Source organism: Seohaeicola nanhaiensis, assembly GCF_042654245.1.
GTDB lineage: Bacteria > Pseudomonadota > Alphaproteobacteria > Rhodobacterales > Rhodobacteraceae > Seohaeicola_A > Seohaeicola_A nanhaiensis.
In genome coordinates this window covers 354,563-381,421 of sequence record NZ_JBHSGI010000024.1, presented here as the reverse complement: position 1 = coordinate 381,421, position 26,859 = coordinate 354,563, and the positions used below count along the sequence as shown (strand labels likewise).

Here is a 26,859-nt window from a genome sequence, read left to right as displayed (position 1 = left end):
CATGCGTTTTCTCGCCGCTCTTGCCGTGCTGCTGCTGGCCGGCCCGGCGCCGGCGCAGGATTTCTTCACCCTCAAGGGACATGGCGGCCCGATCATGGGCATATCCGTTTCACCGACGGGCCAAATCGCCACGGCCAGCTTCGATAATGCCGTCGGTCTCTGGGACGGGCTGACACCCCAGTGGTTCGACGGACACACCGCCGCAGTCAACGCAGTCTCGTTTCTGTCCGATGGCCGCCTTGTCTCGTCAGGCGACGATTTTACCATCCGCCTCTGGCCCGGCGGCACCGTGCTCGGCACCCACCAGGGAAAGGTTGTGGCCCTCGCGGCCTCGCCCGACCAAAGCCTGATCGCCACAGCCAGCTGGGACGGCACCATCGGTCTCTGGCCGCTCGCCGGCGGCCAGGGTCGTTTTCTCACCGGTCACGACCAGGGCGTGAACGCCGTCGCCTTCCGACCGGACGGCCAGCTCTATTCTGCCTCCGTCGACGGCACCATCCGGCTGTGGGACATCGCCGCCGGCGCCGAAATTCGCCAGATCGTGCAGAATGGGTTCGGCATCAACGAACTGGTCCTGTCGCCCGAAGGCTGGCTCGCCTATGGCGCCGTCGATGGCGTCACACGGATCGTGGACCCCGAGACCGGCGCCGAGATCGCCGATTTCACCCTCGAGCGCCGCCCGATCCTGGCTCTGGCGCTCAGCCCCGATGGTTCCCGCCTCGCCGTGGGCGATGGAGAGGGCTACATCATGATGATCGACACCCGCAACTGGGAGATCGTCAGCGACTTCCGCGCCACCCTGCGCGGGCCTGTCTGGGCGCTGGCGTTCAGCCGGGACGGTCTCAACATTCATGCCGGGGGTCTGGACGAAGCGATGTACAGCTGGCCGGTGACCGGAATGGACCCGGCCAACCGCATGGCCACGCAACGGCCGAGTTTCTTGAAGAACCCGGCCGAGATGGACAACGGTGAGCGTCAGTTCGCCCGCAAATGTTCGGTCTGCCACAGCCTGACCCCCGGCAGCGAACGCCGGGCCGGACCCACGCTGCACCGCCTGTTCGGGCGGCAGGCAGGGACGGTTCCGGACTATGTCTACTCCGAAATCCTTGACGGCTCGACAATCGTCTGGAATGACACCACTATCGACTCGTTGTTCGATCTTGGCCCAGATCATTACATTCCAGGCTCCAAGATGCCGATGCAGCGGATTACCAATGCAAGCGACCGCGCCGACCTGATCGCATTTCTGCGTCGCGCAACCGCGTCGGAGGAGACCAAATGAAAACCATGCTGCTTGCTTTTGGCACCATCGCGGTCATTGCCGTGGGCGCCTACTATGGCCTTCATAGCGCCGGATTCTCGGCCGCCCAGACAACCACCAGCGACTCGGTGCGGCTCGACTAAGTGCCTGATTACCTTACAACCCGCGAGCTCGCCGAGCTGTTGCGGCTGGGTGAACGCAAGGTGTATGACCTCGCCTCCAACGGCGAAGTGCCCTGTGTCCGCGCCGTCGGCAAACTGCTGTTTCCCCGTGCCGAAATCTCGGCCTGGCTCAACGCCTCGCGATCGGGGCCGCAGGTGGCGGAAGAGCCGCTGCCCCCCATCGTCGCCGGAAGCCACGACCCGCTGCTCGACTGGGCACTGCGGGAAAGCAGGTCGGGCCTGGCCAGCTATTATGACGGTTCCTACGACGGGCTGAAGCGCCTTGCCGCACGTTCGGCCCTGGCCTCGGGGCTGCACATCCGAGAACCGAAGACCTGGAACGTCGAGGCACTGCGTGACGCGGTGCACGAGGCCCCGATTGTTCTGGTCGAGATCGCCCGGCGGAAACGTGGCCTGCTGCTTGCCCCCGGCCTGACGGGCATCGAAACCTTCGCCGATCTCAAGGGCCACCGGGTCGTGCTTCGACAGGACAGCGCGGCGTCCTTGCGCGAATTCGACGCCCACCTGGTCGAGGCGGGCCTGACCCGGGACGACATCAAGCCCTATCCGACCCGCGCCCGTACCGAGGAAGAGCTGGCCATCGCGCTGCACGACGCCAAGGCCGATGTCGGTTTCGGACTGGGCGCCCTGGCCGGGCTGTACGGTCTCGGCTTTGTGCCACTGCTCGAGGAACGTTTCGACCTCGCCGTCTGGCGCCGCGCTTGGTTCGACCCGCCCATGCAGAGGCTCTTCAAGTTCCTCGCCTCGCCTGCCTGCGCCGAGCGGGCGAAAGAACTCGGCGGCTACGATCTCTCGGGTCTCGGTACGGTTCATCACAACGGCGCAAGCGGCTGACGCAGGTCGCATATTGGCTGTCAAACCCCGCGGCGCTTTGATAAATCACGGCAAAGCCGTGGCGGTGGTCGCCCGTGCGCCACGGGGAAGGTCAGAATGGAACCCGAGATCCGCAAGATCGTCTCTTATGACGAGGAAGTCCTGATTGAGGGCTTTCGCAAGGCCGATAGGCCCTGGCGCATGATCGCTGTCGCAGCTGTGGTCAGAAACCCCTGGGCCGGACGCTATGTCGAGGATCTGAAGCCCGAGATCATGGCCTATGGTCCGATTCTGGGCGCGCTGCTGACCGACCGGATCCTCGCGATGGCAGGCGGCGGCGCGGCGATCGAGGCCTATGGCAAGGCCGCGGTGGTCGGACTGGATGGCGAGGTCGAACACGCCTCGGGCCTGATCCACACGCTGCGCTTCGGCAATCCCTACCGGCAGGCCGTCGGGGCGAAATCCTATCTCTCGTTCACGAACACGCGCGGGCCGGCCAATGCGCCGGTGATGATCCCGCTGATGGACAAGAACGACGCCGGCCGCCGCTCTCACTATCTGACCATTCAGTTCGCCATCCCCGACGCGCCCCGCGCCGACGAAATCGTCGTGGCGCTTGGCGGCGCCACTACCGGCCGGCCCCATCACCGCATCGGCGACCGTTATCAGGACCTCAAGGATTTGGGACATGATCTGGACAACCCGGCCGCGGTCTGACCTGGGCGGACTGGCGGCGATCACCGCCGGCGAAGGGCCATTGGTCCTTTTGCTGCATGGCGTCGGCCTGCGCGCCGAGGCCTGGAACGCGCAGATCGACGCGCTGTCGGCCCGCTATCGCGTGGTCGCGCCGGATTTGCCCGGCCATGGCGGCAGCGCGCCGGTCGGGATCGAACGCCTCGGCGCCTATACCGACGCCGTCGCGCGCCTGCTGGACGAGCCGGCCCTGGTCGTTGGCCATTCCATGGGCGCGCTGATCGCGCTCGACCTCGCCGGGCGCTACCCCGATCTGGTCGATGGCCTTGCCGCGCTGAACTCGGTCTTCCGCCGTTCGGACAGTGCCCGCGCGGCGGTTCGGGCCCGCGCCGAAACGCTGGACGGTCAGTCCGTTGCCGACCCCACGCCGACGCTGCGCCGCTGGTTCGGCGAAACGCAAAGCCCCGAACGCGCCGCCTGCGAGGCCTGGCTGCGCGGCATCGACCCGGAAGGATATCGCGCCGCCTACAACGTCTTTGCCCGCTCGGACGGTCCCTCCAGCGCCAGCCTGCGCGCGCTGGCCGTCCCCGCCCTGTTCATGACCGGCGAGGCCGAACCGAATTCGACCCCTGCCATGTCGCGCGCGATGGCCGACCTTGCGCCGCAGGGCCAGGCGGTGATTGTTCCCGGCGCAGCGCATATGCTGCCGATGACGCATACCGAGGTGGTCAACGCAGCCCTGCTCGACCTCGCTGCGGACTGCCTGCCGTGATCGTCCCCGACGCCCGCAGCCTGCGCAGCGCCTTCGGGCGTTTCATGACCGGCGTCACGGTCGTTACGGCGTTGGATGCCCGGGGCAAGCCGGTGGGATTTACCGCCAACTCCTTCTCCTCGGTCTCGCTGGATCCGCCTCTGCTGTCGGTCTGCCCCGGCCGGTCGCTCTCCAGTTTCGAGACCTTCGCGACCTGCGAGCGCTTTGCCGTCAGCATCCTTGCCGAGGGTCAGGAGGAGATCTCCAATACCTTCGCAGGCTACAAGGGCGACCGGTTCGCCCGCTTCGCCTGGACGACGGACGCCCATGGTGTGCCGCTGATCGACGGCGCCAGCGCGCAGTTCTCCTGCGGCGTCCATGCGCGTGTCGAGGCGGGCGACCACCTGCTCCTGCTGGGGGCCATCACCGCCCTGTCCGACTCCGACCGCCCCGGCCTTGGATATCTGGGCGGGAGGTATTTCTCGCTGGGGCTGGAGCGCCACGCCCGCGATCCCGCGCGTATCAACATCTGCGGTGTGATCGTCGAACAGGGCGACTCGATCCTGCTGGAACCGGCACCCGATGGCTATCAATTGCCCCACCTGCACCTGACCGAGCGCTCGGGACTGCGTGAGGCCCTGGCCGACGACCTCGCCCGGCGCGGCCTGAATGCCCGCCTTGGCCAAGTCTATTCGGTCTACGACGATACGCGCAGCGGGACGCATCACGCCTATCTGCTTGCCACGGCCGCCCCCGGCCCCCTCCCCTCCGGGCTTGAGGCGGTGCCGATCGCCCGGCTCGGCACGCTGCGGTTCACAGATCCCTCAACGGCCCGGATGCTGCACCGCTTCGCGGAAGAGGCGCGCACGCGCAGTTTCACCCTCTACCTCGGCGATACCGAGACCGGAGACACTCACCCCGAAAGGCCCTGAATCATGGAATTCTCGCTCTTCGCCCACATGGAGCGGCTCGACGTCGACGAGCCCCACGCGAAGCTTTATGAAGATTTCCTTGGACTCTGCCGGATGGCCGACGAAGGCGGGATGCGCGCGGTCTGGACCGGCGAACACCACGGCATGGAATTCACCATTGCCCCAAACCCCTTCCTGTCGCTGGTCGACATTGCCCACCACACGAAGACCCTGCGCCTTGGCACCGGCACTGTCATCGCCCCCTTCTGGCACCCCATCAAGCTTGCTGGCGAGGCCGCAGCCGCCGATCTGATGACCGGCGGGCGGATCGAGATCGGCATCGCCCGCGGGGCCTATTCCTATGAATACGAAAGGTTGATGCCGGGCCTCGACGCCTGGACCGCCGGCCAGAGAATGCGCGAAACCGCTCCTTTGCTGCGCCGGCTCTGGGCCGGCGACTGCGCGCATGAAGGCGATTTCTACAGCTTTCCCGCCACCACCAGCGCGCCGAAGCCCGTGCAGGACGGCGGGCCGCCGATCTGGATCGCCGCGCGCGATCCCAACAGCCATGAATTCGGCGTGCACAACGGGTTCAACATCCAGGTCACGCCGCTCTGGATGGGGATGGAGGAAATCACCTCGCTTATGGAGCGCTTTAGCGCCGCCTGCGCCACCCATGCCGGCCCGCGCCCCAAGATCATGCTGCTGCACCACACCTATGTCGGGACCGACGATGACGACCTCGAACGGGCGGGGCGGGAATTGTCGCGCTATTACGGCTATTTCGGCGCCTGGTTCCAGAACAAGCGACCGGTGTCGCAGGGCCTGATCGCACCGCTGAGCGAGGCGGAAATCGCCGGCAATCCGCTTTATGCACCGGAAAAGCTGATGCGCGACCTGACCATCGGCACGGCGCAGCAGGTCATCGACCGCATTCGGGCCTATGAAGACCTGGGCTATGACGAATTTTCGCTGTGGATCGACAGCGGCATGAGCATCGAGCGCAAGCGCGCCTCGATGGCACGCTTTATCGACGAGGTCATGCCCGCCTTCGCCTGACCCCTAAAGCGGATCGTAGAGGAGACGCGCGACCTCGGAAAAGGGTGCGCCCTCCGCCAGCCCCAACACCGCGTCGCGCAGCCCGGCTGCTCGGGTCGTGCCCAGCGCCGGCTCCGCGAATTCCATGTATTTCGCCACGATGTCCGCCTCGCTGAACGGCCGCTCCGGCCCTCCCCGCGCGTGAACGTCGCCCGAGGCCAGCACCCGCCCGTCCGTCAGCACCAGTTCCACATCGGCCCAGCGCCCCTCGGGATAGCGCGCTTCGTGGCGGGGCTCGCGGATCAGTTTTGTCGCCCGAACCAGCCGCGCAACCTCCGCGTCCTGCAGCCCCGCGCCCGAAATATGTTCCAGCCCGATCCGCCCGTGCACGATCATCACCGCGACCGGAAAGGGCAGCCCGTATTGCGCTTTCGAGGTCGTCTCGGGCATCTCGGGCCACAGCGCCAACGCATAATCGAAGCTGCGGATGCGCACCTCGGCGATATCGCCCGCGACAAGGCCATACTCCGCGCAAAGCTCGCGCACCGCATCCACCGCGGCATGGGTCCAGCGGCAGGTCGGATAGGGTTTGATATACTGATGTTCGACCTGCCAGAATGTGCCGAGATCCTGCCAGAAGGCCGCCGCCTCAGGCGCCTCGACCGTCACCGCCGGCGCGCCGGTAAAGCCCTGCTCGGCCAGAATCGCCGCCGTCATCCCCGCCATCGCGCCAAAGGCAGAGCCGTCATGCAGCATCGTCGGCGTGGCGATCTCGCGCATCATCTGGCTGCGCGGGCCCCAGAATTCGGCGATCCCCAGGCTTTCGCGCAGCTGCGCCCGGCTCTGCCCGCGCAACCGCGCTGCCATGGCCGCCACCCCCAGGGCGTTCCAGGCGCCCGAGGTGTGATAGTCGCTCACCGTGGCGTGCAACGCGATCCCTGCCCGCCCCGCAATCTCGTAGCCGACAACCAGCGCCGCCAATGCATCGCGTCCGCCCAGATCGCCCAGTGTTTCGGCCAGTACGGCAAGCGTCGGCACGGTCACGAGGCCGATGTGCCCCTTGGTCGGGTTGTATCCGTCATGCCCGTCCAGATTGTCGAGCTGATTCGCGGCGGCAAAGACCGCGCCTGCCAGACTTACCTGACGCCCATCGAACAGCATCCGAGCCGCGGTTCCGGGCGTGCCCGCGCCATAAAGCAGCGCCGCCGTCTCTCGGCCGATCCGGCCCGCATCCATCGGCCCGGCCGCCGCGCAGATCCCCAGCGTGTCGAGCATCAGATATCCCGCCCGACGCAGAACCGCCTCGGGCATGTCCCCCGCCGGCCGGTCCAGCACAAAGTCCTGAACCCGCTCCAGCATTCCGGTTCCGGCGTTATCCTTCATCACGCGCCCTTTCCGCTTGGTGCCCTCGCGGCCAGACTAACGGTGTGGCAGGCAGGCCAGACGTTCCGTTCGCGACACCGGAGCACAGCATTTCCGTCACGCGGCGCTTTACCCGCCCCTGCCCGGAAGGCGGATTTTCACGCGACGTTAATCCGGAGCGCGTATCGACAGGGCAGCAAACCGGGAAAGGGAAATTGCCATGCCGCGCAACGTGTCGATTCTGGCTGCCGTTATGGGCGTCGGCTCTCTGGGACTTTTGGGCATATTGTTGGCGGTCGCCGGCTTCTTCCTTTTCCGCGCGAACGAGGTGGAAATCGCCGCACGGGTCGCCGCGATGAAGGAAATCCAGCTGGACCTGTCGCGGATCGAGACGAAGCTGCTGCAGGCCCGTCGCTCGGAAAAGGACTTTCAGCTGCGGCGCAAGACGGATTATCTCGAACGTCACGACCGGATCATGCAGGAACTCTACAAGGATATCGCTGACCTGCAGACGGCCTCCGATGGTCTTCTGTCATTCTCGGACCGCGAGATCTTCGATCGGCTCGTTCTCTCCGTGCAGAGCTATGTCGCGGCTTTCGGCCAATTGTCGGACACCATGATTGCGCTCGGCCTCAACGAGGACCTCGGTAAGGAGGGAGAATTGCGCCGCGCGGTGCTTGCGGTGGAACAGGATGTCATGACGCTTGGGCGACCCGAGATAATGGTCAAGCTTCTGGACATGCGCCGCCACGAAAAGGATTTCATCCAGCGGCGCGATACCGAGGACATGGAACGTGTCAATGTCCTGCTGTCCGAGTTTCTCGCTCTCCCGGCCGACTATTACCCATCACCGGAGGTTCGCGGCCGGGTCGAGACGCTGTTGACCACCTATCGGACGGCCTTCCAGACCTTTGCCGCCGAGGCGCTGCAACTCGATGACCGCGGCAGCGCCGTTTCCCAGAGATATTCCCAGACCGAGCCGCTGGTGGAAACACTGCGCCGGGATATCGACATGGGCACGGCAAGGACGATTGACGAAGGTGAGAACATGCAGCAACGGCTCATCCTTGTCGGCTCCATCGCCATGGCCATCCTTCTGCTGGTATATGTCTCCATGGCCCTTGCGGCGGCCCGCGCCATTGCCCGGCCCCTGCAGAACCTGCGTCATGTGGTGGAACAGTTGGCCCGGGGCGATCTCGACGTTGCAACACCGGCAACGCGCATTGCCGAGGTGGGCGCCATATCGCAATCGCTCGATGTGTTCCGGGATACCGCCCGCGCGCGTCAGAACCTTGAACGCGAAACGGCCCGCCAGACTGCGGAAGCTGCCGAGCGCGACCGGCTCCAGAAGCAGAGGGAAGCTGAGGAAGTCGCGCGCAAACAGCGCGAAACCGAGGCCCGCAATGCCGAGATCGAGGCCAATCGGCTGGCCGAGCGCAGCGCAGCCGCAGAAATCGCCGAGGTGGTCGATGCCTGCGCAAAGGGCGACTTCTCCCGCCGCCTGCGGACCGACGACAAGTCCGGCGTGTTCGCTCAGCTTTGCCAGGGTCTCAACGCCGTCGGACAAGCCGCCGAAAGCGGTCTGTCAGGGGTCAGCCAGGTGCTGGAGCAGCTGGCCCGCGGCGATCTGACAGGACGCATGGCCGGTCACCACCAGGGTGTATTCGCGGAAATTGCCGAGCGCCTCACCACGACCACCAGCACGCTTGCCGCAACCGTGGCGCGCATCGCCGAGAACAGCGGCACCGTCGATTCCTCGGCCTCCGAAATCTCCACCACGATGAACGATATCTCCCGCCGCTCTGAAATGACGGCAGCCTCGCTGGAAGAGACCGCCGCCGCGCTTGACGAACTGTCGGGGTCGGTGAAATCGACCGCCAGCGGCGCGCAGACGATGCAGGAGGCGGTCTCGGCCGCGCGTCGCGAGGCTCAGGACAGCGTTGTCGTTGCGGGCGAAACGGTCGCTGCGATGAAATCGATCGAGGATTCGTCCCGGCAGATCTCGATGATCGTGGATGTGATCGACCAGATCGCCTTCCAGACCAACCTCCTGGCGCTGAACGCCGGGGTTGAGGCGGCCCGTGCGGGTGACGCCGGAAGGGGGTTTGCCGTCGTCGCCTCCGAGGTGCGGGCACTGGCACAACGATCTTCCGACGCGGCCAGCGAGATCACCAGCCTGATTGCGGCAAGCACCCGGAACGTCGCTACGGGCGTCACTTCGGTATCCCGCACGCGCGACGCCTTGTCCCGCATCCTCGATTCGGTTCAGACCGTGACCGATCAGGTCTCGACCATCGTCGAGGCCACGTCACGCCAGTCTGGCGGCATCGCGGAAATCAACGCCTCCATGGGCAAGATCGACCAGGCGACACAGCAGCACGTCGGCCTGTTTGAACAGACAACCGCCGCCACGCAGCAGCTTCGCGACGTCTCACGCGAACTGGCCACTGCGATCAGACATTTCCGGGTCCCCTCCGCGGACCAACGCCCAGTCACCAAGGCGGCATGACGGGTCAAACGGTCGTGCGCCGCGGCTCCAGACCGCCCAGGCGGCGCCTGAACCCGGGACAGGATAGGCAAAAAAACGTCACTCCCCTAAAATCGTTTAGATTCAATATCTTGCCACCTGTCCTAGCTGGGACGCTCTTCCGCACGGCCAAAAGACCCTGTCAGATACAGCCGCGTCTCTGGCTGCAGCGCGAGATTTCAGAGCGTGTACTTGGGGCTTCCAGGCATCAGACACCAACATCGCTTTTGCCAAAAAAATCGGATTTTGCCACTTTCCTGCAGCTTCGGAGCCTCCTATCAAAAAGAGCCTCCCCTGCGAGACAGGTGCATCGCCGGCCAATGGCCCGTCGGTGGAGGACCGACATGAGAAAGACAGAACACCATGAAGATGATCTATGTCCTCAACGGCCCCAACCTGAACCTGCTCGGCAAACGACAGCCCGAGATTTACGGTCATGAAACCTTGGAGGATGTCGACCATCTGTGCCAATCGGTGGCCGGCGACAGCCATGCGATCCGCCTGCTTCAGTCGAACTGGGAAGGCCAGATCGTCGACTGGATCCATGAAGCGCGGGACAGCGCCTGCGGGATCGTCATAAATCCGGGCGCGCTGACGCATACCTCCGTGGCCATTCTGGACGCGCTGAACGCCTTCGATGGCCCCGTGATCGAGGTGCACATCTCGCAGGTTCACAAGCGCGAGGCATTCCGCCACCATTCCTACGTGTCGATGCGCGCCGACGGCGTCATCGCCGGCCTGGGACTGGAGGGCTATGCTGCCGCCGTGCGCCGGGTGGTGACCCTGACCAGCGACTGAAACCTCCGCGGCCCGAAGATGCAAGCCGCGGGTTCGCCCCGGTCAGGCGCCGGACAAAGGTAACGACTCCGGAAGCGCCGCCGCCTTCGTCACCCCGCGAGCGATGGCAGATAAAGCACGATCGAGGGAAAGGCGACCAGCAAGGCGATCGTCACCGCGTCGGCGACGAAGAAGGGCGTGACGCCACGAAAAACGTCCTGCACCGAGAGATCGTCGCGCACCCCCGCCACCACGAAGCAGTTCAGCCCGATCGGCGGGGTGATGAGACAGAATTCGGCCATTTTCACCACGAGGATACCGAACCAGATCGCGCACATGGTCCCATCCATGCCGAAGGCACTGTCGGCGGCACTGACGTTCTCGCCCCCGTTGAGCGCCATAACCGCCGGATAGACGACCGGCAGCGTCAGCAGCAGCATCCCGATTGCGTCCATGAACATGCCGAGCACCGCATAGGCCAGAAGGATCATGATCAAGGTGATCATGGGCGAGTGTTCCAGGGAGGTGATCCAGTCCGAAAACGCTCCCGGTAGATCAGCGAACCCAAGGAAGCGCACATAGATCAGCACGCCCCATATGATCGTGAAGATCATGGCCGAGAGTTTCGCGGTCTCCAGAAGGGCGTCCTTGAACTGGCTCCACGACATCCGTTTCCAGAGGGCCATCAGGAACACGACGAAGGCGCCGAGCGCGCCGCCCTCGGTGGGTGTCCCCCAGGCGTCGCCACCAAAGGGGTTGTAGATGAACAGGATGATGATCAGAACGACAAAGAAGATCGGAAAGGCCGGTGGCAGCGAGACGAAGCGCTCGCGCCAGGTATAGCCTCCGACCGCCGGCCCAAATCCTGGAATGACCAGGGCCATGCCCACGATCAGAGAGCCATAGACCACTGCGGAAAAAGCGCCGGGGATGAAGCCGGCCAGCAGGAGCTTGCCGACGTTCTGTTCGACGATGATGGCGTAGATCACCAGAATGGCCGAGGGCGGGATCAGGCTGGCGAGAGTCCCTGCCGCTGCCACCACACCGGCTGCAAAGCGCTTGTCATAGCCGTTTTCCAGCATTTCCGGGATCGCGATGCGCGCGAAAACAGCCGAGGTGGCAACGGAGGCGCCCGACACGGCCGCAAAGCCTGCAGTGGCGAAGACGGTCGAAACGGCCAGACCGCCCGGCAACCAGCCCAGCCAGCGCTTCGCTGCCTCGAAGAGAGACTTGGTCAGGCCGGCGTAATAGGCCAGGTAGCCGATCAGAATGAAGGTCGGAATGAGACTTAGTTCCTGGCTCGCGATCTTGGAATGAGGAACCTGCCCCGCCGTTTTGACCGCAATCACCAGCGCCTTGCCAAAGCGCGAGGGATCGTACCCCGCCTTGGCCCAGAATATCCAGACAAGACCCACGAGGCCGGCGAGACCAGCCGCGAAGGCAACCCGCATCCCGAGAAGAACAACGACCAGCAGAAGTCCCGTGACCACGAGGCCAATTTCGATGGGTTCCATGCGCGTACTCCCTCAGGCGTCCAGGCCGCTGACATGACGGGCTTCCTCGGCCGCCTGATCGGCCGCCGACAGGGTGATCGGCACCGCGACGGGCACCGTGAGGTTGCCTGCAAAAGCCCGGCAGTATCCCCAGAGCTGAAGCAGAAGGCGCGCTGCAAGAACCGAGAAGGCAATCGGCGCCAGCAACTTGGCAGGCCAGAGCGGCAACTTGATGTCGATCGAGCTGTCACGGCTCCAGAGCGGGGCGGCAAAATCGAGGCTGCGCATCGCGTGTGCCCAGCTGCCCCAGATCAGAAGGACGATCAAAAGCAACGTCACCAGCGTGGTCACGATCTCGGCCGCCCAGAGCGGCCGGCCCTTGAGCTGACCGACCAGAATGTCCATCCGGATGTGCCCGCCGCTGCGCTGGGTGTAGGAGATCCCCATGAAGGCGATGAGAGGCATCGCGAACTCGATCCAGTCGACATAACCAGGCAAGGGCGCATTGAGGACATTCCGCCCCGAGACGGAAACAACGGCCAGAACCATGAGCAAGAACACAGTGATGCCACTGACCAGGGCAAATGCCTGTTCCGCCTTGTAGAGCCCTTGATCCAGACGGCTGAGAACCGAACCGTCGGTAAGAACAGGAGAGCTTCCCGCCATCCGTTGCCCCTCAAGATTTGAGATGTATCGAGTTTGAACCGCCGCGCAGGCCTGCGCGGCGGCGGTGGAACCGCTTCGGATCGGTGCGCTGGCTCAGCTGCCCGATTTGGCCTTTTGCAGGGCGTCCATCACCAGATCGTACAGCTCCTGGCCAGGGATACCTGCGTCATCCATCTTCTTGATCCAGGCTTCGCGCGCGGGACCAGCAGCCAGATCGCGGAACCGGGCGATTTCATCGTCCGAGAAGTTCACCCGCTTGATGCCCTTTTCATCAAGCGTCTTGTTCCACTTGGTCATCGTCTCGTCGTTGTAGAACTTGATGTAATAATCGATTGCCTCGTCCACCGACCCGTCCAGCGCTTCGCGCTCGGCATCCGTGAGAGCTTCGTAGGCATCGATGTTCACGACAACGGGGCAGTTCACCGTGCCGGGGTTCAGGTTCTCTGTCCACCACTGCGCCTGATCGATGGTGCGGAACGAAAGATGCGCGTGGGGCGCAAAGGCCACGGTATCGACAACGCCGGATTCCATGGCGTTATAGGCTTCGGCGGATGTCACCGACGTCGGCACTGCTCCGACGGTGCGGAAGGCCTCTCCCAGACCTCCGGTGGCGCGCACGCGCATGCCCGACATGGCCTCGAGCGTCTCGCGCGGCTCGCCCCGGCCCACAAGGTTGTACTGGGGCATGGGCGAGGACATCAGCAGGCGCGCATTCCAGCGTTCCAGATCCTTTTGCACCGCGGGGTGTGCATAGATCGCATTCGAGACGGCCACTTCCTGTTCCAGCGTGCTGACGCCAAGGAATGGGAGTTCGAGGACCGTCAGGGTGGGATTCTTGTCTTCGTGATACCCGGCACAGATCTGCGCCATCTCGAAGGCACCAATCTGGATCCCGTCCAGGTTCTCGGTGTTCTTCGACAGGCCACCATAGCTGATGTTCATGGTGAACTCGCCGTTGGTCTTTTCCTTCACCAGTTCGGCGATCTTTTCGATGTGTTCAGTGAAGGCACGACGCTTGCCCCAGACAGACACGTTCCACTCGGTGGCAGCGGCTTCCAATGCAAAGCCGAAGGTTACGGTGGCCGCAACGGCCCCGGTCAACATCTTGTTCATGAACTCTCTCCCTGTGTGCATCCCGTTACGTCGGGAGGCTTGGATGAAAACTAGCGCGCCTGCGGGTCGCTGCCAACCCTTGATGACGGCATCAGGCTTGGACGGAACGCCCCGGCAAACCGTAACAATTTGTCACACAGGAGAAGAATGGCTCCCCGGCTGGCAAAACTGGGATCGGCGCGCGATCTTCTCTACCCAGCGTTGACAGGAATTGTTTTTTTACTACAGCCGGTTCGTTGCGACATCGGGCCGAAATTTACAAAACACCTGGAGAAGGCAACACAAATTTACAAGCAAATCGTTTCTTTCCATTATGTTATTCCAAAATTTTCCGAGCCGACTATTATCCCGCGCGGGGAGTGGCGACTGTGTCCGTGAGGACTCGGGGCGACGACCGAACGACCGCCAGAGGGAGGACCTATCCATGACGACTTCAGCCCAATCCGACTCCGCCGCAGCCGGCGTCTTTCCACCCTCGGCCGAAACGGTGGCGCAGGCCCATGTGAACGCTGAGAAATATGCCGAGATGTACGAGGCGTCTGTCCGCGATTCGACAGGCTTCTGGCGGGAGCAGGCAAAGCGGATCGACTGGATCAAACCCTTCACCGAAGTTCGTGACGTCGATTTCACGCTCGGCCACGTCAAGATCAACTGGTTTGCCGATGGTACGCTGAATGTGTCCGCGAATTGTGTAGACCGGCATATCGCCACCCGCGGCGATCAGACGGCGATCATCTGGGAGCCGGACGATCCCAAGGACCCCGCGCTGCATATCTCGTATCGGGAGTTGGGCGAACATGTCGGCCGTATGGCCAATGTGCTGAAGTCACTGGGCATCCGCAAGGGGGAACGGGTCGTCATTTACCTGCCGATGATCCCCGAGGCGGCCTATGCGATGCTGGCCTGCGCCCGGATCGGTGCGATTCACTCGATTGTCTTCGCAGGCTTTTCGCCGGATGCGCTGGGCGCGCGGGTCAATGGTTGCGATGCAAAGCTGGTGATCACCTCGGATGGGGCGCCCCGGGGCGGGAAAGTGACCAAGCTGAAGGACAATGTGAACCAGGCGCTGCTGCACGACACGTCGGATGTGAAATGCCTGATTGTGCGGCGGACCGGTCAGCAGATCGCCTTCCGCAGCGACCTCGACTACTGGTATCATGAAGAGGCCGCGAAGGTCTCATCCGACTGCCCGCCCGAGGAGATGAGCGCGGAAGACCCGCTGTTCATCCTCTATACTTCCGGATCGACCGGTCAACCGAAGGGCGTGGTGCATACCACCGGCGGTTATCTCGTCTATGCGGCTCTGACCCATGAGGTGACCTTCGATTACCATGATGGCGACGTCTACTGGTGCACGGCGGACGTGGGCTGGGTTACCGGGCACAGCTATATCGTCTATGGCCCGCTGGCGAACGGCGCGACGACCCTGATGTTCGAGGGTGTGCCGACCTGGCCGGATGCCTCGCGGTTCTGGCAGGTCTGCGAGAAGCACAAGGTGAACCAGTTCTACACCGCGCCGACCGCGATCCGTGCGCTCATGGGACAGGGGACCGAGTGGGTCGAGAAATGCGACCTCTCGGCGCTCAAGCTGCTGGGCACCGTGGGCGAGCCGATCAACCCCGAGGCCTGGAACTGGTACAATACCGTAGTCGGTAAGGGGCGCTGTCCGATCGTCGATACCTGGTGGCAGACAGAGACGGGCGGGCACATGATGACCCCCCTGCCCGGCGCTCATGCGACCAAACCGGGGTCGGCGCAGAAGCCGTTCTTTGGCGTGCAGCCTGTCGTACTCGACCCGACCAGCGGGACGGAGATCGAGGGGAACGGGGTCGAGGGCGTGCTGGCGATCAAGGACAGCTGGCCCGGACAGATGCGCACCGTCTGGGGCGATCACGAGCGGTTCGAGAAGACATATTTCTCGGACTACAAGGGCTATTACTTCTCCGGCGACGGCTGCCGGCGGGACAAGGATGGCGACTACTGGATCACCGGCCGGGTCGATGACGTGATCAACGTCTCGGGTCACCGCATGGGCACGGCAGAGGTCGAGAGTGCTCTTGTCGCCCATGCCAAGGTGGCCGAGGCGGCGGTGGTGGGCTATCCGCATGATATCAAGGGTCAGGGCATTTATTGCTACGTGACGCTGATGAACGGCGAGGAGCCGAGCGAGGAGCTGCGCAAGGAGCTTCGGGCCTGGGTGCGTCACGAGATCGGGCCGATTGCCAGCCCGGATGTGATCCAATGGGCGCCGGGGCTGCCGAAGACGCGGTCGGGGAAGATCATGCGGCGGATTTTGCGCAAGATCGCGGAGAACGATTTTGGCTCGCTGGGGGATACCTCGACGCTGGCAGACCCGGCTGTGGTGGACGATCTGATCGCGAACCGGGCCCCGAAATAGGGCCCGGCGGCAAGAGGTCATGAGGCGTCCCAGCTAGGACGGGGGGTCAAGTTGTTGATTCGGCTTGACTTTATCGGAGTGACATTTTCGGGACGCTGTCGCGGAGCGGATTTCGGAGCAAAAGCCGCCTGGCGGCGGCTGCCTCCGGCGGAGGTATTTTTGAACCAGAGAAGACGGGGGCGCGCCCAGGCAGGCCGTCCTCAGGCTGCCTGTTCCTCCTCGTCGCCCATGGCCAGGGCGGCGGTTTCGGGGGTCGAGGCCTTGGCCTGGGGCGAGGCGACGAAGCTGGCCTTGCGCTCTTCCGGGACGGCGGCGCGGCGGCCGATGCGCAGGGCGGTGAAGCCCAGCATCAGAACATGGGCGCCGGCGGAGGTGAGGAACAGGCCGGCGGAGCCGACCTCTTTCATGGCGACGCCGGCGAGCGTCGGGCCCGCGATGGCGCCGAGACCGTAGGTGAGCAGCAGCCCGCCGCTGACCTGGATATAGGTACCGGGTTCGGCATGGTCGTTCGCATGGGCCACGATCAGCGGATACATCGCGTAGATCGCCGCGCCGAAGCAGGAGGCAAGGATCAAGTTGCCGTAGAGATCCTGCGGCTGGAGCAGGATGAAGGCGATATCGACGCCGAGCGCCGCCACGATCACCGCCATGAGCACGATGCGGCGATCCATCCGGTCGGAGGCGGCGCCAATCGGCACCTGGCTGATCGCGCCGGCGAGGACCGGCAGTGAGGCGAAGAGCGCCACCGTGGCGGTGACCAGCCCGACCCGGTCGGCATAGACCGCCGAGAGCGTGCCGAAGGCGCCGTTCGAGATGCCGACCCCGAAGACCGCGACCACCGCCACCGGCGAGTTGCGCCAGAGCGCGCGGAGGTCGAGTTTGACGCTGACCAGCGGTTTGGGCGTGGTGCTGGAGGAGATCGAGAGCGGCACCAGCGCCAGGCAATAGAAGATCGCCGGCAGGACGAAGAACAGGAAGCCGGAGGTATTGCCGATCGAGAGCGACATCTGACCGGCGGTCGAGGCGAAGAGGTTCACCATCGTGTAGATGCCGAAGATCTTGCCGCGCGACGAAGGTTCTGCCCGCTCGGACAGCCAGCTTTCCACAATCATCGCGGCGCCGGCAAAACAGAAGCCGGAGAGGCCGCGCAGCGGGATCCAGATCCAGGGCGTGACGAAGATCAGCGACAACAGAACGGCGACGGCGGCAAAGGCCGCCATCACGCCGAAGGCGCGGATATGGCCGACCTTGCCCACAAGGCGGGGGTTAAAGATGCAGCCCAGCACATATCCGACCGCCCAGCCGGTACCGAGAAGACCGAGGGAGGCGGCATCGAAGTTTTCGAAGTTGCCGCGAATCGGCAGGATCAGGGCGTTCATCCCGCCGGCAAACAGCAGAAGGGCCGAGCCAAGGAGCAATGCGCTGATGGGGAGAAACTGTTTCACGCCGGCTTCCTGTCATTCGCTGAGCGTCGGTCTGTTTTGCTGACCGGCGGGGGTTTGCTCCCCCGCGGCCGATGACGGCGGCATATCGCCGGAACGCGCGTCTTGCCCGACCCGCTTCTTGGTTTTGCCATGATGCGCCGCTAGGCGAAAGCCCGACTTGTTTCAGACAGCGGATGGAAGCCGAGATGACCTTTGACGACACGCAGCCGACCGCGTCGGATGCGTTGAGCCTGACCGAGCTCGATCTCTATCACCAGATCATGGAATACCGCGACAGTCTGGGACTGGCGCCGATTCCGCTGTCGCTGGGGTTGACGACGACCGCCGGGCGTCATGCGGCGGACACCGCCTATAACATCTGGCAGGCAGGGCTGACGCTGCCGGCGGGCGCGAATCTGCACAGCTGGTCAGATGCGCCCTATTATTCGGATCATAGCCAGGCGGCCGTGATGTGGGACGCGCCCGAACGGATCGGGACCACCTATACCGATACCGGATTCGAGATTTCGGCGGCCGGTTACGGCAGCATCGAGGCGGCGCTGGACGCCTGGAAGGGGTCGTCGGGGCATAATTCGGTGATCGCCAATCTGGGCGGGTGGGAGAATTACGACTGGAACGCAATCGGGATCGGCGTGATCGACGATCCGGCGGCCGGCGGCGATTATGGGGGGCGGGTCTATCACGTCTGGTTCGGGCGGGCGGAGGATCCGGGCGGCGCGCCGCGGATCGCCGGGACGGCCCGGCATGATACGATCAAGGGGACTCAGTTCGATGACGTGATTGCAGGCCGCGCCGGGCGCGACGTCATTTTTGGCGGCGCCGGGGATGACGTGATCCGGGGTGGCGCAGGACGCGACCGGATCAACGGCGGAGCGGGCGACGACGTGCTGAGCGGCGGGCGGCTTGTAGACCGGTTCATCTTCAACGGACGCGACTGGGGGACGGACAAGATCACCGATTTCGACAACGATATCGTGGTGATCCGCAGCCGCGGCGAGGCCCACAACAAGGCGCAGCTGAACGCCGCGCTGAGCCAGAGCGGGTCGGATGTGATCTATGACCACGGTCATGACGGACAGAATGTGATCGTCTTTCAGGACATCACGCTGGCTCAGCTGGATCTGGACCGGTTCATCCTGGCCTGATGCCTATTCCGCCGCACGGGCGGAGGGGTTGTTCGGATGCGTCGTCCAGTTGGCGTAGTCGGGGCTGACCACGCGCCCGGTGCGGGGATCGGTCTGGCCGGGCTGCATGGGCACCATCGAGATGCAGTTTTCGACCGGGCAGACGTCGACGCAGAGGTTGCAGGCGACGCATTCGGCATCGTTGACCTCGAACACGCGGCCGGGGTGCATCCAGATCGCCTGGTGGCTGGTGTCCTCGCAGGCGGCGTAGCAACGGCCGCATTTGATGCAGGCGTCCTGGTCGATCTTCGCCTTGGCGACGTAGTTGAGGTTCAGATACTGCCAGTCGGTGACGTTCGGGACCGCGCGGCCGATGAAATCGGCGGTCGATGTGTAGCCCTTTTCGTCCATCCATTGCGACAGGCCCGAGATCATTTCCTGCACGATGCGGAAGCCGTAGGTCATGGCGGCGGTGCAGACCTGGACGTTGCCACAGCCGAGCGCCATGAATTCGGCCGCGTCGCGCCAGGTGGTGACGCCGCCGATGCCGCTGATCGGCAGGCCGCGGGTTTCGGCGTCGCGGGCGATCTCGGCCACCATGTTTATGGCGATCGGCTTGACCGCGGGGCCGCAGTAGCCGCCGTGGGAGCCCTTGCCGTCGATCGAGGGTTCGGGCGAGAAGGTGTCGAGGTTGACCGAGGTGATGGAAGAAACGGTGTTGATCAGCGAGACCGCATCGGCGCCGCCCTTCTTCGCCGCGCGGGCGGGATAACGGATGTCGGTGATGTTGGGGGTCAGCTTGACGATGACGGGCTTGCCGTAGAACTCCTTGCACCAGCGCGTGACCATTTCGATGTATTCCGGCACCTGGCCGACGGCGGCGCCCATGCCGCGCTCGCTCATGCCGTGGGGACAGCCGAAGTTCAGCTCGATCCCGTCGCAGCCGGTTTCCGCGACGCGCGGCAGGATGGCCTTCCAGGCACCCTCTTCGCAGGGGACCATGATGGAGGCGATGATGGCGCGGTCGGGGTAGTCCTTCTTCACGCGGGTGATTTCGTCGAGGTTGGTCTGGAGCGGACGGTCGGTGATCAGCTCGATGTTGTTGATGCCCAGCACGCGGCGGTCGGCGCCGTGGATCACGCCGTAGCGCGGGCCATTGACGTTGACCACGGGCGGGCCGTCCTCGCCCAGGGTCTTCCAGACCACGCCGCCCCAGCCAGCCTCGAAGGCGCGGCGGACATTGTATTCCTTGTCGGTCGGCGGCGCGGAGGCGAGCCAGAACGGATTCGGGGTAGTGATCCCGAGGAAGGTGGTGGTCAGATCGGCCATGGCTCGGTCCTCAATGGGTTGGGTGAAGGGCGGCGAATTCCGCCAGCAGCGGGGCGAGAGCTTCGGGCGGGGGAAATGCCTCGTAGCTGTGCACCGCGCCGGTTTCGGCCCAGGGCAGTTTTTCGGCGGTGCAGGTCTCGATGAAGGGGGCGAACCAGGACGAATCCTCCAGCATCACCGCCCGCAGGTTCACGAAGGGCCGTTCCGGCCCGAAGGTCGTGAAGACCCAGGAGTGGCATTCGGGACAGTGCTGGTGATGGATATCCGGCCCCTTCAGCCCGCCGACGACAGGTTTGCCGGCGATGACCTCGAAGCCGTCGACGGGGATCATCGCGGTGGTGGAGAAGGCACTGCCGGACATGCGCTGGCAGCCGGTGCAGTGGCAGACGGCCGTCATCAACGGCGGTTTTGTCACCTGGACCCGCAGCGCGCCGCAGCGACAGTGGCCGGTCGCGGGAAGGCTTAACGCGGGCATGTTCCGGCTCCGGTCTGCGTGTCGATGGTCTGCGGGTCTCTGTTCATTGTGGTTGTTCCAATGGTGCGCAAGGGCATGTCAGCGGCTCGCATCATCCGGGCTTGCGGAAGACCATCTCGACCGGCGCGATGCGGTGGGCCTTCACGTTCTCGACGTAGTTGCGGATCTTCTGACCGGCCGTCTGGCCCATCAGGAGGTGGATGCCGAGCGGCGGAGGGCCGTTTTCGGCAGCCGCGGCCATTGTCCTTTCGAAGAAGGCGAGGGTGAAGTCGCGGCGTTCGCGGCGCTTTTCCAGGATCAGCCCGGCGCCTTCGGCGGCGGTGATATAGGCGAGCGGATGGTCGACGAAGGAGGTTTCGGCGACTGTCGACCATGGCAGAGGGAAGACGAGCGGTTCGTCAGCGGTGTCGCGCATCACGTCGAAGAGCGCGAAGTGACCGCCGGGTTTCAGGATACGGGCGACCTCGTGCATTAGGTGCATCTTGTCGTCGATGTTCATCCCGACGTGCAGCATGACGGCCAGATCGAAGCTGCCGGCGGCAACCGGCAGGTCCAGCGCGCTGCCGACAATCATGGTGACGTCGTCGGCCATGCCGGTGCGGTCGTTCAGGGTTCTGGCGACCTCGACATAGCTGTGTGTCAGGTCGACGCCGGTGACATGGACCTTGTAGGCGCGCGCGATGTGACGCGCGGCGCCGCCGATCCCGGCGCCGATGTCGAGCACGCGCATACCGGGGTGTATATCGACATGGGAGAGCAACGCCTCGGTGGCGGCGCGGCCGCCGGTGTGGAATTCGTCGACCGGTTTCAGCGCGTCGGGGTCGCTGGACGCCGCGCCCAGCGATGCGAGCGCCGCGTCGATGCGGGCCAGCAGATTTTCCGAGGCGTAGTGGTCTTCGACACGCTTGGCCAGATGGTCCATGAAGTCCTCGCCGCAAGGGGATCGCGCCCAGTCTAGCATGGATCAGCCCCCGAGTGTCGCGTGGATATCCATCGCGGCATCGCGCCCTTCGGCCACCGCCGTCACGGTCAGGTCTTCGCCACCCGAGGCACAGTCGCCCCCGGCCCAGACGCCTTTGAGCGAGGTGCGCCCTGCCCCGGTGACGGCGATCTTGCCGCCGTCGAGAGAAAGGGACGCAGGCGCGCCGTCGAGTTTCTGGCCGATGGCTTTGAAGACCTGATCGGCGGGCAGACGGATGGTTTCGCCCGTTCCGGCGAGCTTACCATCCTGGGTCGTGGTATATTCCAGTTCGATTTCGCCCGGGTGCACGGCGACAGGGCGCAGGTTGAACATGAGCCGGACGCCCTTTTGCGCGGCCAGATCCTGTTCGAAGGTGCTGGCCCCCATCGCCTCCTGACCGCGGCGGTAGGCGACGGTGACGGATTGCGCACCCAGCAGGCGCGATTGCACGGCGGCGTCGATCGCGGTCATGCCCCCGCCGATCACCACAACATTGCGGCCAACGGGAAGCGCGTCGAGATCGGAGGCCTGGCGCAGTTCGGCGATGAAATCGACGGCGTCGCGCACTTCGGGCCTGTCCTCTCCATCGGTCCCCAGCGCGTTGACGCCGGCAAGACCGATGGAGAGAAAGACGGCATCGTGGGAGGATACGAGGCCGTCAAGGGTGATGTCGTGGCCGAGCGCCTTGCCATAGTCGATGGTGATGCCGCCGATCTGCATCAGCCAGTCGACCTCGGCCCCGGCAAAGCCGCCAGTCGCCTTGTAGGCGGCAATGCCGTATTCGTTGAGACCGCCGGGGCGCGGCAGGGCCTCGTAGATGGTGACGTCATGTCCCAACATGGCCAGCCGGTGCGCGCAGGACAGGCCTGCCGGCCCTGCCCCGACCACGGCGATGTGCCTGCCGGTCGGTGCGGCGCGGGTGAAGGGGTGCGTGCCCTGCGCCATGAGCGTGTCGGTCGCATAGCGCTGGAGGCGGCCGATCTCGACCGGCTTGCCCTCGGCGGCTTCGCGCACGCAGGCCTCTTCGCAGAGCGTTTCGGTGGGGCACACGCGGGCGCACATGCCCCCGAGGATGTTCTGCTCGAAGATCGTGCGCGCGGCGGCGGCGGGGTGTCCGGTCTGGATTTGCCGGATGAACATGGGAATGTCGATCGAGGTGGGACAGGCGGTGACGCAGGGGGCATCATGGCAGAAGTAGCACCGATCCGCCGCCACGGCCGCCTCGTGCGGGGCGTAGGGCGGGTGCAGGTCCGCGAAGTTTTCGGCGATCCGGTCGGCTGGCAGTCGCCCGGCAGCGATGCCCGGGGTCATCTGGCTGTTGCCCATCTGGGTCTCCCTGGAGGGTCTTTTGTTGCCTTCAGACTGCCACAGAAAATTTTTTTATCAATTGGTAAATTTTTGGAGTCTGCGCTGCGTCAGCGTTTTCCTCGAGCGGTGCGGAAAAAGACGGCATCGGCGGTCAGCCGATGGCGGCCAGCAGGCGGCGGAGGTAGGCGGGGATATCGCGGGCCGCCATCTCGGTCTCGCGCACGAGGCGGTCGAAATGTCCGGTGAAGGAGGCGATGCGGTTGCGGTCCCGGAAAGCGAGGTAGTGGCCGCCGGCGTAGAAGACGCAGAGCAGCGGCCCGAAGATGGTGATCGGCGCGGAATAGATGCGGCGCGAGTCGAAGAGGTAGAGCCGCAGGCGCGGGTAAAGCTGGTCGCAGAGGTCGAGCAGGTGCTGGAGCTGGGCGCGGCGCAGGTCGGCGGGCAGGCCCTCGTAATAGCCGCTGGCCTCGGCGAAGCTGGCCATTTCGGTGATCGGCATGGCGATCTCGTAATCCGAGCCGGCGCTGCGCATCCATTGGAGCCGGTCCTCGGAGGCGCCGATGGCCTGGTCGGTGGTGCGGCCGAGATGCGGGCGGTATTCCCATTCGAGGATCGCGTGGGTCTTGAGCATGTCGGGCAGCGCGGCCGGGACATGGCGGATTTTGTAGCCTGCGGCTTCCTTGTGCCAGGCGAAGATGCGTTCGTCGATCAATGCGCGGGGGGCTTCGGTGAGGGAGAGGCTGCCGGCAAGCAGTTCCGCGGCGCTCTCGCGGCGATCGGAGAGCGACAGGAGCCAATCCGAGGAGACGCCGAGCGCGCTGGCGCAGGCGCCCACGAGGTGGCCGTTCGGCAGGCGCGCGCCGTCGTCGGTGAGCAACTGCGAGATCGTTGACCGGTCGACGCCGACCGCCCGGGCCAGACCGCTTTGCGTTGTGCCGGACTGCTGCAGCGCCTGCTGGAGACGGGTGCGAAAGTTGGTGGCGCGCTCGCGCTTGTCGACTCTTAGCGGCATCTGTTGATTTTTGTCACATGCGTTGCGATTTGTTCACCATTTACCGAATCCTCAAGGCTTTGTGAATGTGCTTATGTTCATGTGGGACAAACCTTTGAGAACCGGATGAAAAAGAGAACGGGAGCGCGTGCCGTGCGGCGCGTGCAGAGTATCGAATGGCCGACGGTCGCGCTGATCGTCGTCTGCTATGCGGGTTGGGCGCTGGCGCTGTTCTGGGTCGCGCCAAGGCTGCCGGGGATGGCGGTGATCATCGCGGGATTTGCCATCGCGCTGCATGCCTCGCTGATCCACGAGGTGCTGCATGGTCACCCTACCCCGCTGATCTGGCTGAACGAACTGATCATGCGGCTGCCGCTGAACCTGCTTTATCCCTACTGCCGCTTCCGCGACCTGCATCTGGCGCATCACCGTGACTCGCGCCTGACCGATCCTTACGACGACCCCGAGAGCAATTACCTTGATCCGGAGGTCTGGAACCGGCTGGCGGGCGGGCAGCGGCTGCTGTTGCGGGTCAACAACACTCTGGCCGGGCGGATGATTGTCGGGCCCCTGGTCGGCACCTGGGCCTTTCTGCGCAGCGAGATGAAGCTGGTCCGGAAAGGCGATCTCCGTGTGGTCGCGGCCTGGGGGCTGCATCTGATTGGTGTCGCGCTGGTGATGTGGATCGTCGCGCGCTCGCCGATGTCGATCTGGGGCTATTTCGGCGCGGTTTATCTGGGCATCGCGGTTCTGAAGGTGCGCACGTTCCTGGAGCATCAGGCGCATGAGAAGGCGCGCGGGCGCACGGTGATCGTGGAGGATCGGGGGCCGCTGGCCTTTCTGTTTCTGAACAACAATCTGCATGTGGTGCATCACATGCACCCGAATGTCGCCTGGTATCAGTTGCCGGCGCTCTATCGGGCCGGACGCGACCGGTTCCTGGCCTATAACGATGGCTATGTCTATCGCAGCTATGGCGAGGTGTTCCGGCGCTACCTGCTGCGCACCAAGGATCCGGTGGCACATCCGCTCTGGCGGAGGGAATGAAACGGGTGCAATGAGAGGCGCATGAGCCTCTGGATTCCCGTAACCCTTGCCGCTGCCGTCTTTCAGACCCTGCGGTTCATGCTGCAGAAACTGCTGAGCGCCAGCCGGCTGAGCGTCGGTGGCGCGACTTTTGCGCGGTTTGCCTATTCGGCGCCTCTGATCCTGAGCGGTCTTCTGATCTGGTTGCTTGTCACCGGGCGAGAGCTGCCGTCACTGGACGCGCGGTTCTGGAGTTTTGCCGCCGTGGGCGGGCTGACGCAGATTCTGGCGACGGTCTGCGTGGTCATGCTGTTCAAGCAGCGCAATTTCGCGGTTGGCATCACCTTCAAGAAAACCGAAGTGATCCAGACCGCGCTGGTTGGGTTTCTGATCCTGGGCGAAGGCATCAGCCCCGCAGCCCTTGGCGCAATCGTCATCGGACTGGTCGGGGTGATCCTTCTGTCGCGCACGCCGGAAACTCAGGGGCCCTGGTGGCGCCAGATGACCGGGCGCGCGCCGTTGATCGGGCTGGCCTCGGGCGTGTTGTTCGCGATCTCGGCGGTCACCTATCGCGGCGCGTCATTGGAGGTGCAAGCCGAGCCGGTCCTGCGCGCAGTGGTGACGCTGGCAGCGGTGGCGACGATGCAGATGGTGGCCATGGCGATCTGGCTGGCCTGGCGCGAGAAGGGCCAGCTTGCGGCGGTCTGGGGTGCGCGCAGGACCGCCGTCTGGGTCGGATTGACCAGCCTTGGCGGGTCGTTCTGCTGGTTCCTGGCCTTCACCTTGCAGAACGCGGCCTATGTGAATGCACTGGGCCAGTTCGAGATGGTGCTGAGCCTGCTGGCCTCGGTGCTGTTCTTCCGGGAAAAGATCACGCGCAGGGAAGTGGCGGGCATGAGCCTTCTGGGACTGTCGATCCTGACACTGGTGATCGTGATCTGACCCCCCGATCAATCGGGCTGGGGATAGCCGCGCAGGCGGAGAAACAGGCTTTCTTCCGCGCCATTGCGCAAATAGGGCACGCTGGCCGGCGGATTCGGGTCGCGGACGCGCGCCGCCACCTCGCCCAGCGCAACCTCTGTCACGAAGGGCAGATCGAAGCGGCGGGCCTCGGTCAGCGGGATCCACTGGAGATGCGACAGCTCGTCCGTGGCGTGGGTGAAATCGTCGAGATCGCCCTGGATCAGATCGGCATCGACCAGAAAGAAGCGCGCATCGAAGCGCCGTGGGCGGCCCGGCGGCGTGAGCGCGCGGAAAACGAACTGCAGCCCGGCGGCCGAGGGCAGATGGCCGGTAGCTGCGAAGGTGCGCCAATCCTCGGGCGGTTCACCCTGCCAGGCGCCGGGTTCGCCGAGTATCAGGCCGGTTTCCTCCCACAGCTCGCGGATGGCGGCAACGGCCAGGGCATTCTGGAAATCGGCCGGTGATTCCTCGGCCAAACGGTTGTGGCAGACCGGGGGGAGCGGCGTGGCGAGCGGAATGGTGGCATCGGTCGGGTCGACGGCGCCACCAGGGAAGACGAACTTGTTGGGCATGAAGGCGGCGGAGGCACCGCGCTGACCCATCAGGATCGAGGGAGACGAGGAATGGCGGTCACGCAAGGCGATCACGGTGGCCGCATTGCGGACGGCAGTCTTGTCTTCGGTCATGGTCCCTCGAGGCCGGGCAGTCAGGCCGGGTGACCGAATCCGTTCAGTCGCTTGGCCCACTGGTAGGCGACAATCGCCCCCTTGAATCGAGGCAGAAGGTAGAGCGAGAGCGCGGCGCAGCCAACCGCAAAAATGGTGAAGAGAGTCATCGGCTCGGGCCGCCAGGTTTCGAAGACCAGCAGAAGCAGCGGCGCCATCAAGTGGCCGACGACGAGAATGGTCAGATAGGCCGGGCCATCGTCGGCGCGGTGATGGTAGAGTTCCTCGCGGCAGACGCTGCAGGTGTCGTTCACCTTGAGATAGCTTTTCAGCAACGGGCCGCTGCCGCAATTGGGGCATTTGCACCGCCAGCCGCGCAGCAGGGCCTGGCCCATGGGCCGCTCCTGCGAGTCATCCCGGGGGGCCGGTCCGTCATGCATGTCCAAGGCTTCCGCAGTCATTTGTTCTGTCATTTGTGTCAGGTCTCCTGCGGCGTAACATAGGCGTATCGGTCCCGGGGCAAAGTGGTCAGAATGTCCGTGCGTCGGGATGTCGCAAAACGGCATCGGCAGATTTCTTGCCCTGGG

26 protein-coding genes are annotated in these 26,859 nt (G+C 64.5%); 14 read left to right on the top strand and 12 right to left on the bottom strand.

Going from position 1 to position 26,859, the window contains the following annotated elements; all coding sequences use genetic code 11:
* The first annotated feature begins 1 nt into the window (after window position 1).
* From ACFO5X_RS16305 to ACFO5X_RS16275, 7 genes are all read left to right on the top strand, one after another.
* The gene (locus ACFO5X_RS16305; RefSeq protein ID WP_380718798.1) at window positions 2-1,282 is read left to right on the top strand and encodes a c-type cytochrome; all 1,281 of its coding nucleotides are present in this window, start codon (window positions 2-4) and stop codon (window positions 1,280-1,282) included.
* On the top strand, window positions 1,279-1,404 hold the full coding sequence (locus ACFO5X_RS16300) for a hypothetical protein (protein ID WP_380718796.1): 126 nt from the start codon (window positions 1,279-1,281) through the stop codon (window positions 1,402-1,404). Before ACFO5X_RS16305 ends, ACFO5X_RS16300 begins: the two co-directional genes overlap by 4 nt.
* Window positions 1,405-2,277 (top strand): substrate-binding domain-containing protein, encoded by an 873-nt coding sequence (locus ACFO5X_RS16295; RefSeq protein WP_380718794.1) that lies wholly within the window; start codon window positions 1,405-1,407, stop codon window positions 2,275-2,277.
* Window positions 2,278-2,373: 96 nt separating this feature from the next.
* Window positions 2,374-2,973: an amino acid synthesis family protein gene (locus ACFO5X_RS16290; RefSeq protein WP_380718792.1), complete on the top strand. Its 600-nt coding sequence runs from the start codon at window positions 2,374-2,376 to the stop codon at window positions 2,971-2,973.
* Entirely contained in the window at window positions 2,945-3,721 is a 777-nt protein-coding gene (locus tag ACFO5X_RS16285) for an alpha/beta fold hydrolase (RefSeq protein ID WP_380718790.1), read from the top strand. Before ACFO5X_RS16290 ends, ACFO5X_RS16285 begins: the two co-directional genes overlap by 29 nt.
* Window positions 3,718-4,632 carry a flavin reductase family protein gene (locus ACFO5X_RS16280; protein WP_380718788.1) on the top strand — a complete coding sequence of 305 codons (915 nt, stop codon included), beginning with the start codon at window positions 3,718-3,720 and terminating at the stop codon, window positions 4,630-4,632. The genes ACFO5X_RS16285 and ACFO5X_RS16280 overlap by 4 nt, the downstream gene beginning before the upstream one ends.
* 3 nt (window positions 4,633-4,635) lie before the next feature.
* A complete protein-coding gene (locus tag ACFO5X_RS16275; protein ID WP_380718786.1) occupies window positions 4,636-5,670 on the top strand; it encodes an LLM class flavin-dependent oxidoreductase in 1,035 nt (344 codons plus the stop codon).
* A gap of 3 nt (window positions 5,671-5,673) precedes the next feature.
* Here ACFO5X_RS16275 and ACFO5X_RS16270 read toward each other — a convergent pair whose 3' ends face one another.
* Complete coding sequence (locus ACFO5X_RS16270; RefSeq protein WP_380719540.1) at window positions 5,674-7,032, bottom strand: MmgE/PrpD family protein; 1,359 nt, start codon at window positions 7,030-7,032, stop codon at window positions 5,674-5,676.
* Window positions 7,033-7,231: 199 nt separating this feature from the next.
* On the opposite strand from ACFO5X_RS16270, the gene ACFO5X_RS16265 reads away from it, so the two are divergent.
* Together ACFO5X_RS16265 and aroQ are read left to right on the top strand one after the other, a co-directional pair.
* Window positions 7,232-9,520: a methyl-accepting chemotaxis protein gene (locus ACFO5X_RS16265; RefSeq protein ID WP_380718784.1), complete on the top strand. Its 2,289-nt coding sequence runs from the start codon at window positions 7,232-7,234 to the stop codon at window positions 9,518-9,520.
* 381 nt (window positions 9,521-9,901) lie between these two features.
* The gene (gene aroQ / locus ACFO5X_RS16260; protein WP_380718781.1) at window positions 9,902-10,336 is read left to right on the top strand and encodes a type II 3-dehydroquinate dehydratase; all 435 of its coding nucleotides are present in this window, start codon (window positions 9,902-9,904) and stop codon (window positions 10,334-10,336) included.
* An 89-nt stretch (window positions 10,337-10,425) separates the two neighbouring features.
* Here the strand turns inward: aroQ and ACFO5X_RS16255 are convergent, their stop codons facing one another.
* The 3 genes from ACFO5X_RS16255 to ACFO5X_RS16245 all read right to left on the bottom strand — a co-directional run bounded on the left by ACFO5X_RS16255 (window position 10,426) and on the right by ACFO5X_RS16245 (window position 13,587).
* Window positions 10,426-11,829: a TRAP transporter large permease gene (locus ACFO5X_RS16255; RefSeq protein WP_380718778.1), complete on the bottom strand. Its 1,404-nt coding sequence runs from the start codon at window positions 11,827-11,829 to the stop codon at window positions 10,426-10,428.
* A gap of 12 nt (window positions 11,830-11,841) precedes the next feature.
* Window positions 11,842-12,474, bottom strand: coding sequence for a TRAP transporter small permease subunit (locus ACFO5X_RS16250; RefSeq protein ID WP_380718776.1), 633 nt, complete (start codon window positions 12,472-12,474; stop codon window positions 11,842-11,844).
* A 93-nt stretch (window positions 12,475-12,567) separates the two neighbouring features.
* A complete protein-coding gene (locus ACFO5X_RS16245; RefSeq protein WP_380718773.1) occupies window positions 12,568-13,587 on the bottom strand; it encodes a C4-dicarboxylate TRAP transporter substrate-binding protein in 1,020 nt (339 codons plus the stop codon).
* A gap of 147 nt (window positions 13,588-13,734) precedes the next feature.
* Between ACFO5X_RS16245 and ACFO5X_RS16240 the strand changes: the two genes are divergently transcribed.
* Together ACFO5X_RS16240 and acs are read left to right on the top strand one after the other, a co-directional pair.
* The gene (locus ACFO5X_RS16240) at window positions 13,735-13,965 is read left to right on the top strand and encodes a hypothetical protein (RefSeq protein ID WP_380718771.1); all 231 of its coding nucleotides are present in this window, start codon (window positions 13,735-13,737) and stop codon (window positions 13,963-13,965) included.
* Between the two features lie 46 nt (window positions 13,966-14,011).
* Entirely contained in the window at window positions 14,012-15,985 is a 1,974-nt protein-coding gene (acs, locus tag ACFO5X_RS16235; protein WP_380718768.1) for an acetate--CoA ligase, read from the top strand.
* A 200-nt stretch (window positions 15,986-16,185) separates the two neighbouring features.
* Here acs and ACFO5X_RS16230 read toward each other — a convergent pair whose 3' ends face one another.
* Window positions 16,186-17,430 carry an MFS transporter gene (locus ACFO5X_RS16230; protein ID WP_380718765.1) on the bottom strand — a complete coding sequence of 415 codons (1,245 nt, stop codon included), beginning with the start codon at window positions 17,428-17,430 and terminating at the stop codon, window positions 16,186-16,188.
* A 185-nt stretch (window positions 17,431-17,615) separates the two neighbouring features.
* Here ACFO5X_RS16230 and ACFO5X_RS16225 point away from each other — a divergent pair, with 185 nt between their 5' ends.
* The gene (locus ACFO5X_RS16225) at window positions 17,616-18,575 is read left to right on the top strand and encodes a hypothetical protein (protein WP_380718762.1); all 960 of its coding nucleotides are present in this window, start codon (window positions 17,616-17,618) and stop codon (window positions 18,573-18,575) included.
* Between the two features lie 3 nt (window positions 18,576-18,578).
* Here ACFO5X_RS16225 and preA read toward each other — a convergent pair whose 3' ends face one another.
* The 5 genes from preA to ACFO5X_RS16200 form a co-directional block, all read right to left on the bottom strand.
* Window positions 18,579-19,883 (bottom strand): NAD-dependent dihydropyrimidine dehydrogenase subunit PreA, encoded by a 1,305-nt coding sequence (gene preA / locus ACFO5X_RS16220; RefSeq protein ID WP_380718760.1) that lies wholly within the window; start codon window positions 19,881-19,883, stop codon window positions 18,579-18,581.
* Between the two features lie 10 nt (window positions 19,884-19,893).
* Window positions 19,894-20,358, bottom strand: a complete 465-nt coding sequence (locus tag ACFO5X_RS16215) for a GFA family protein (protein WP_465269467.1) — start codon at window positions 20,356-20,358, stop codon at window positions 19,894-19,896.
* Between the two features lie 91 nt (window positions 20,359-20,449).
* Window positions 20,450-21,280 (bottom strand): class I SAM-dependent methyltransferase, encoded by an 831-nt coding sequence (locus ACFO5X_RS16210; RefSeq protein ID WP_380718755.1) that lies wholly within the window; start codon window positions 21,278-21,280, stop codon window positions 20,450-20,452.
* A 42-nt stretch (window positions 21,281-21,322) separates the two neighbouring features.
* Window positions 21,323-22,645, bottom strand: coding sequence for an NAD(P)-dependent oxidoreductase (locus ACFO5X_RS16205; protein ID WP_380718753.1), 1,323 nt, complete (start codon window positions 22,643-22,645; stop codon window positions 21,323-21,325).
* 133 nt (window positions 22,646-22,778) lie between these two features.
* A complete protein-coding gene (locus ACFO5X_RS16200) occupies window positions 22,779-23,639 on the bottom strand; it encodes a helix-turn-helix domain-containing protein (RefSeq protein WP_380718751.1) in 861 nt (286 codons plus the stop codon).
* Window positions 23,640-23,744: 105 nt separating this feature from the next.
* On the opposite strand from ACFO5X_RS16200, the gene ACFO5X_RS16195 reads away from it, so the two are divergent.
* Both ACFO5X_RS16195 and ACFO5X_RS16190 read left to right on the top strand, forming a co-directional pair.
* Window positions 23,745-24,665: a fatty acid desaturase gene (locus ACFO5X_RS16195; RefSeq protein WP_380718749.1), complete on the top strand. Its 921-nt coding sequence runs from the start codon at window positions 23,745-23,747 to the stop codon at window positions 24,663-24,665.
* Window positions 24,666-24,686: 21 nt separating this feature from the next.
* Window positions 24,687-25,586, top strand: a complete 900-nt coding sequence (locus ACFO5X_RS16190) for an EamA family transporter (RefSeq protein WP_380718747.1) — start codon at window positions 24,687-24,689, stop codon at window positions 25,584-25,586.
* 8 nt (window positions 25,587-25,594) lie between these two features.
* On the opposite strand, the gene ACFO5X_RS16185 is transcribed toward ACFO5X_RS16190, so the two are convergent.
* Together ACFO5X_RS16185 and ACFO5X_RS16180 are read right to left on the bottom strand one after the other, a co-directional pair.
* Window positions 25,595-26,293, bottom strand: coding sequence for an NUDIX hydrolase (locus ACFO5X_RS16185; RefSeq protein ID WP_380718745.1), 699 nt, complete (start codon window positions 26,291-26,293; stop codon window positions 25,595-25,597).
* A 20-nt stretch (window positions 26,294-26,313) separates the two neighbouring features.
* The gene (locus ACFO5X_RS16180) at window positions 26,314-26,712 is read right to left on the bottom strand and encodes a DUF983 domain-containing protein (protein ID WP_380719538.1); all 399 of its coding nucleotides are present in this window, start codon (window positions 26,710-26,712) and stop codon (window positions 26,314-26,316) included.
* Window positions 26,713-26,859: the final 147 nt, after the last annotated feature.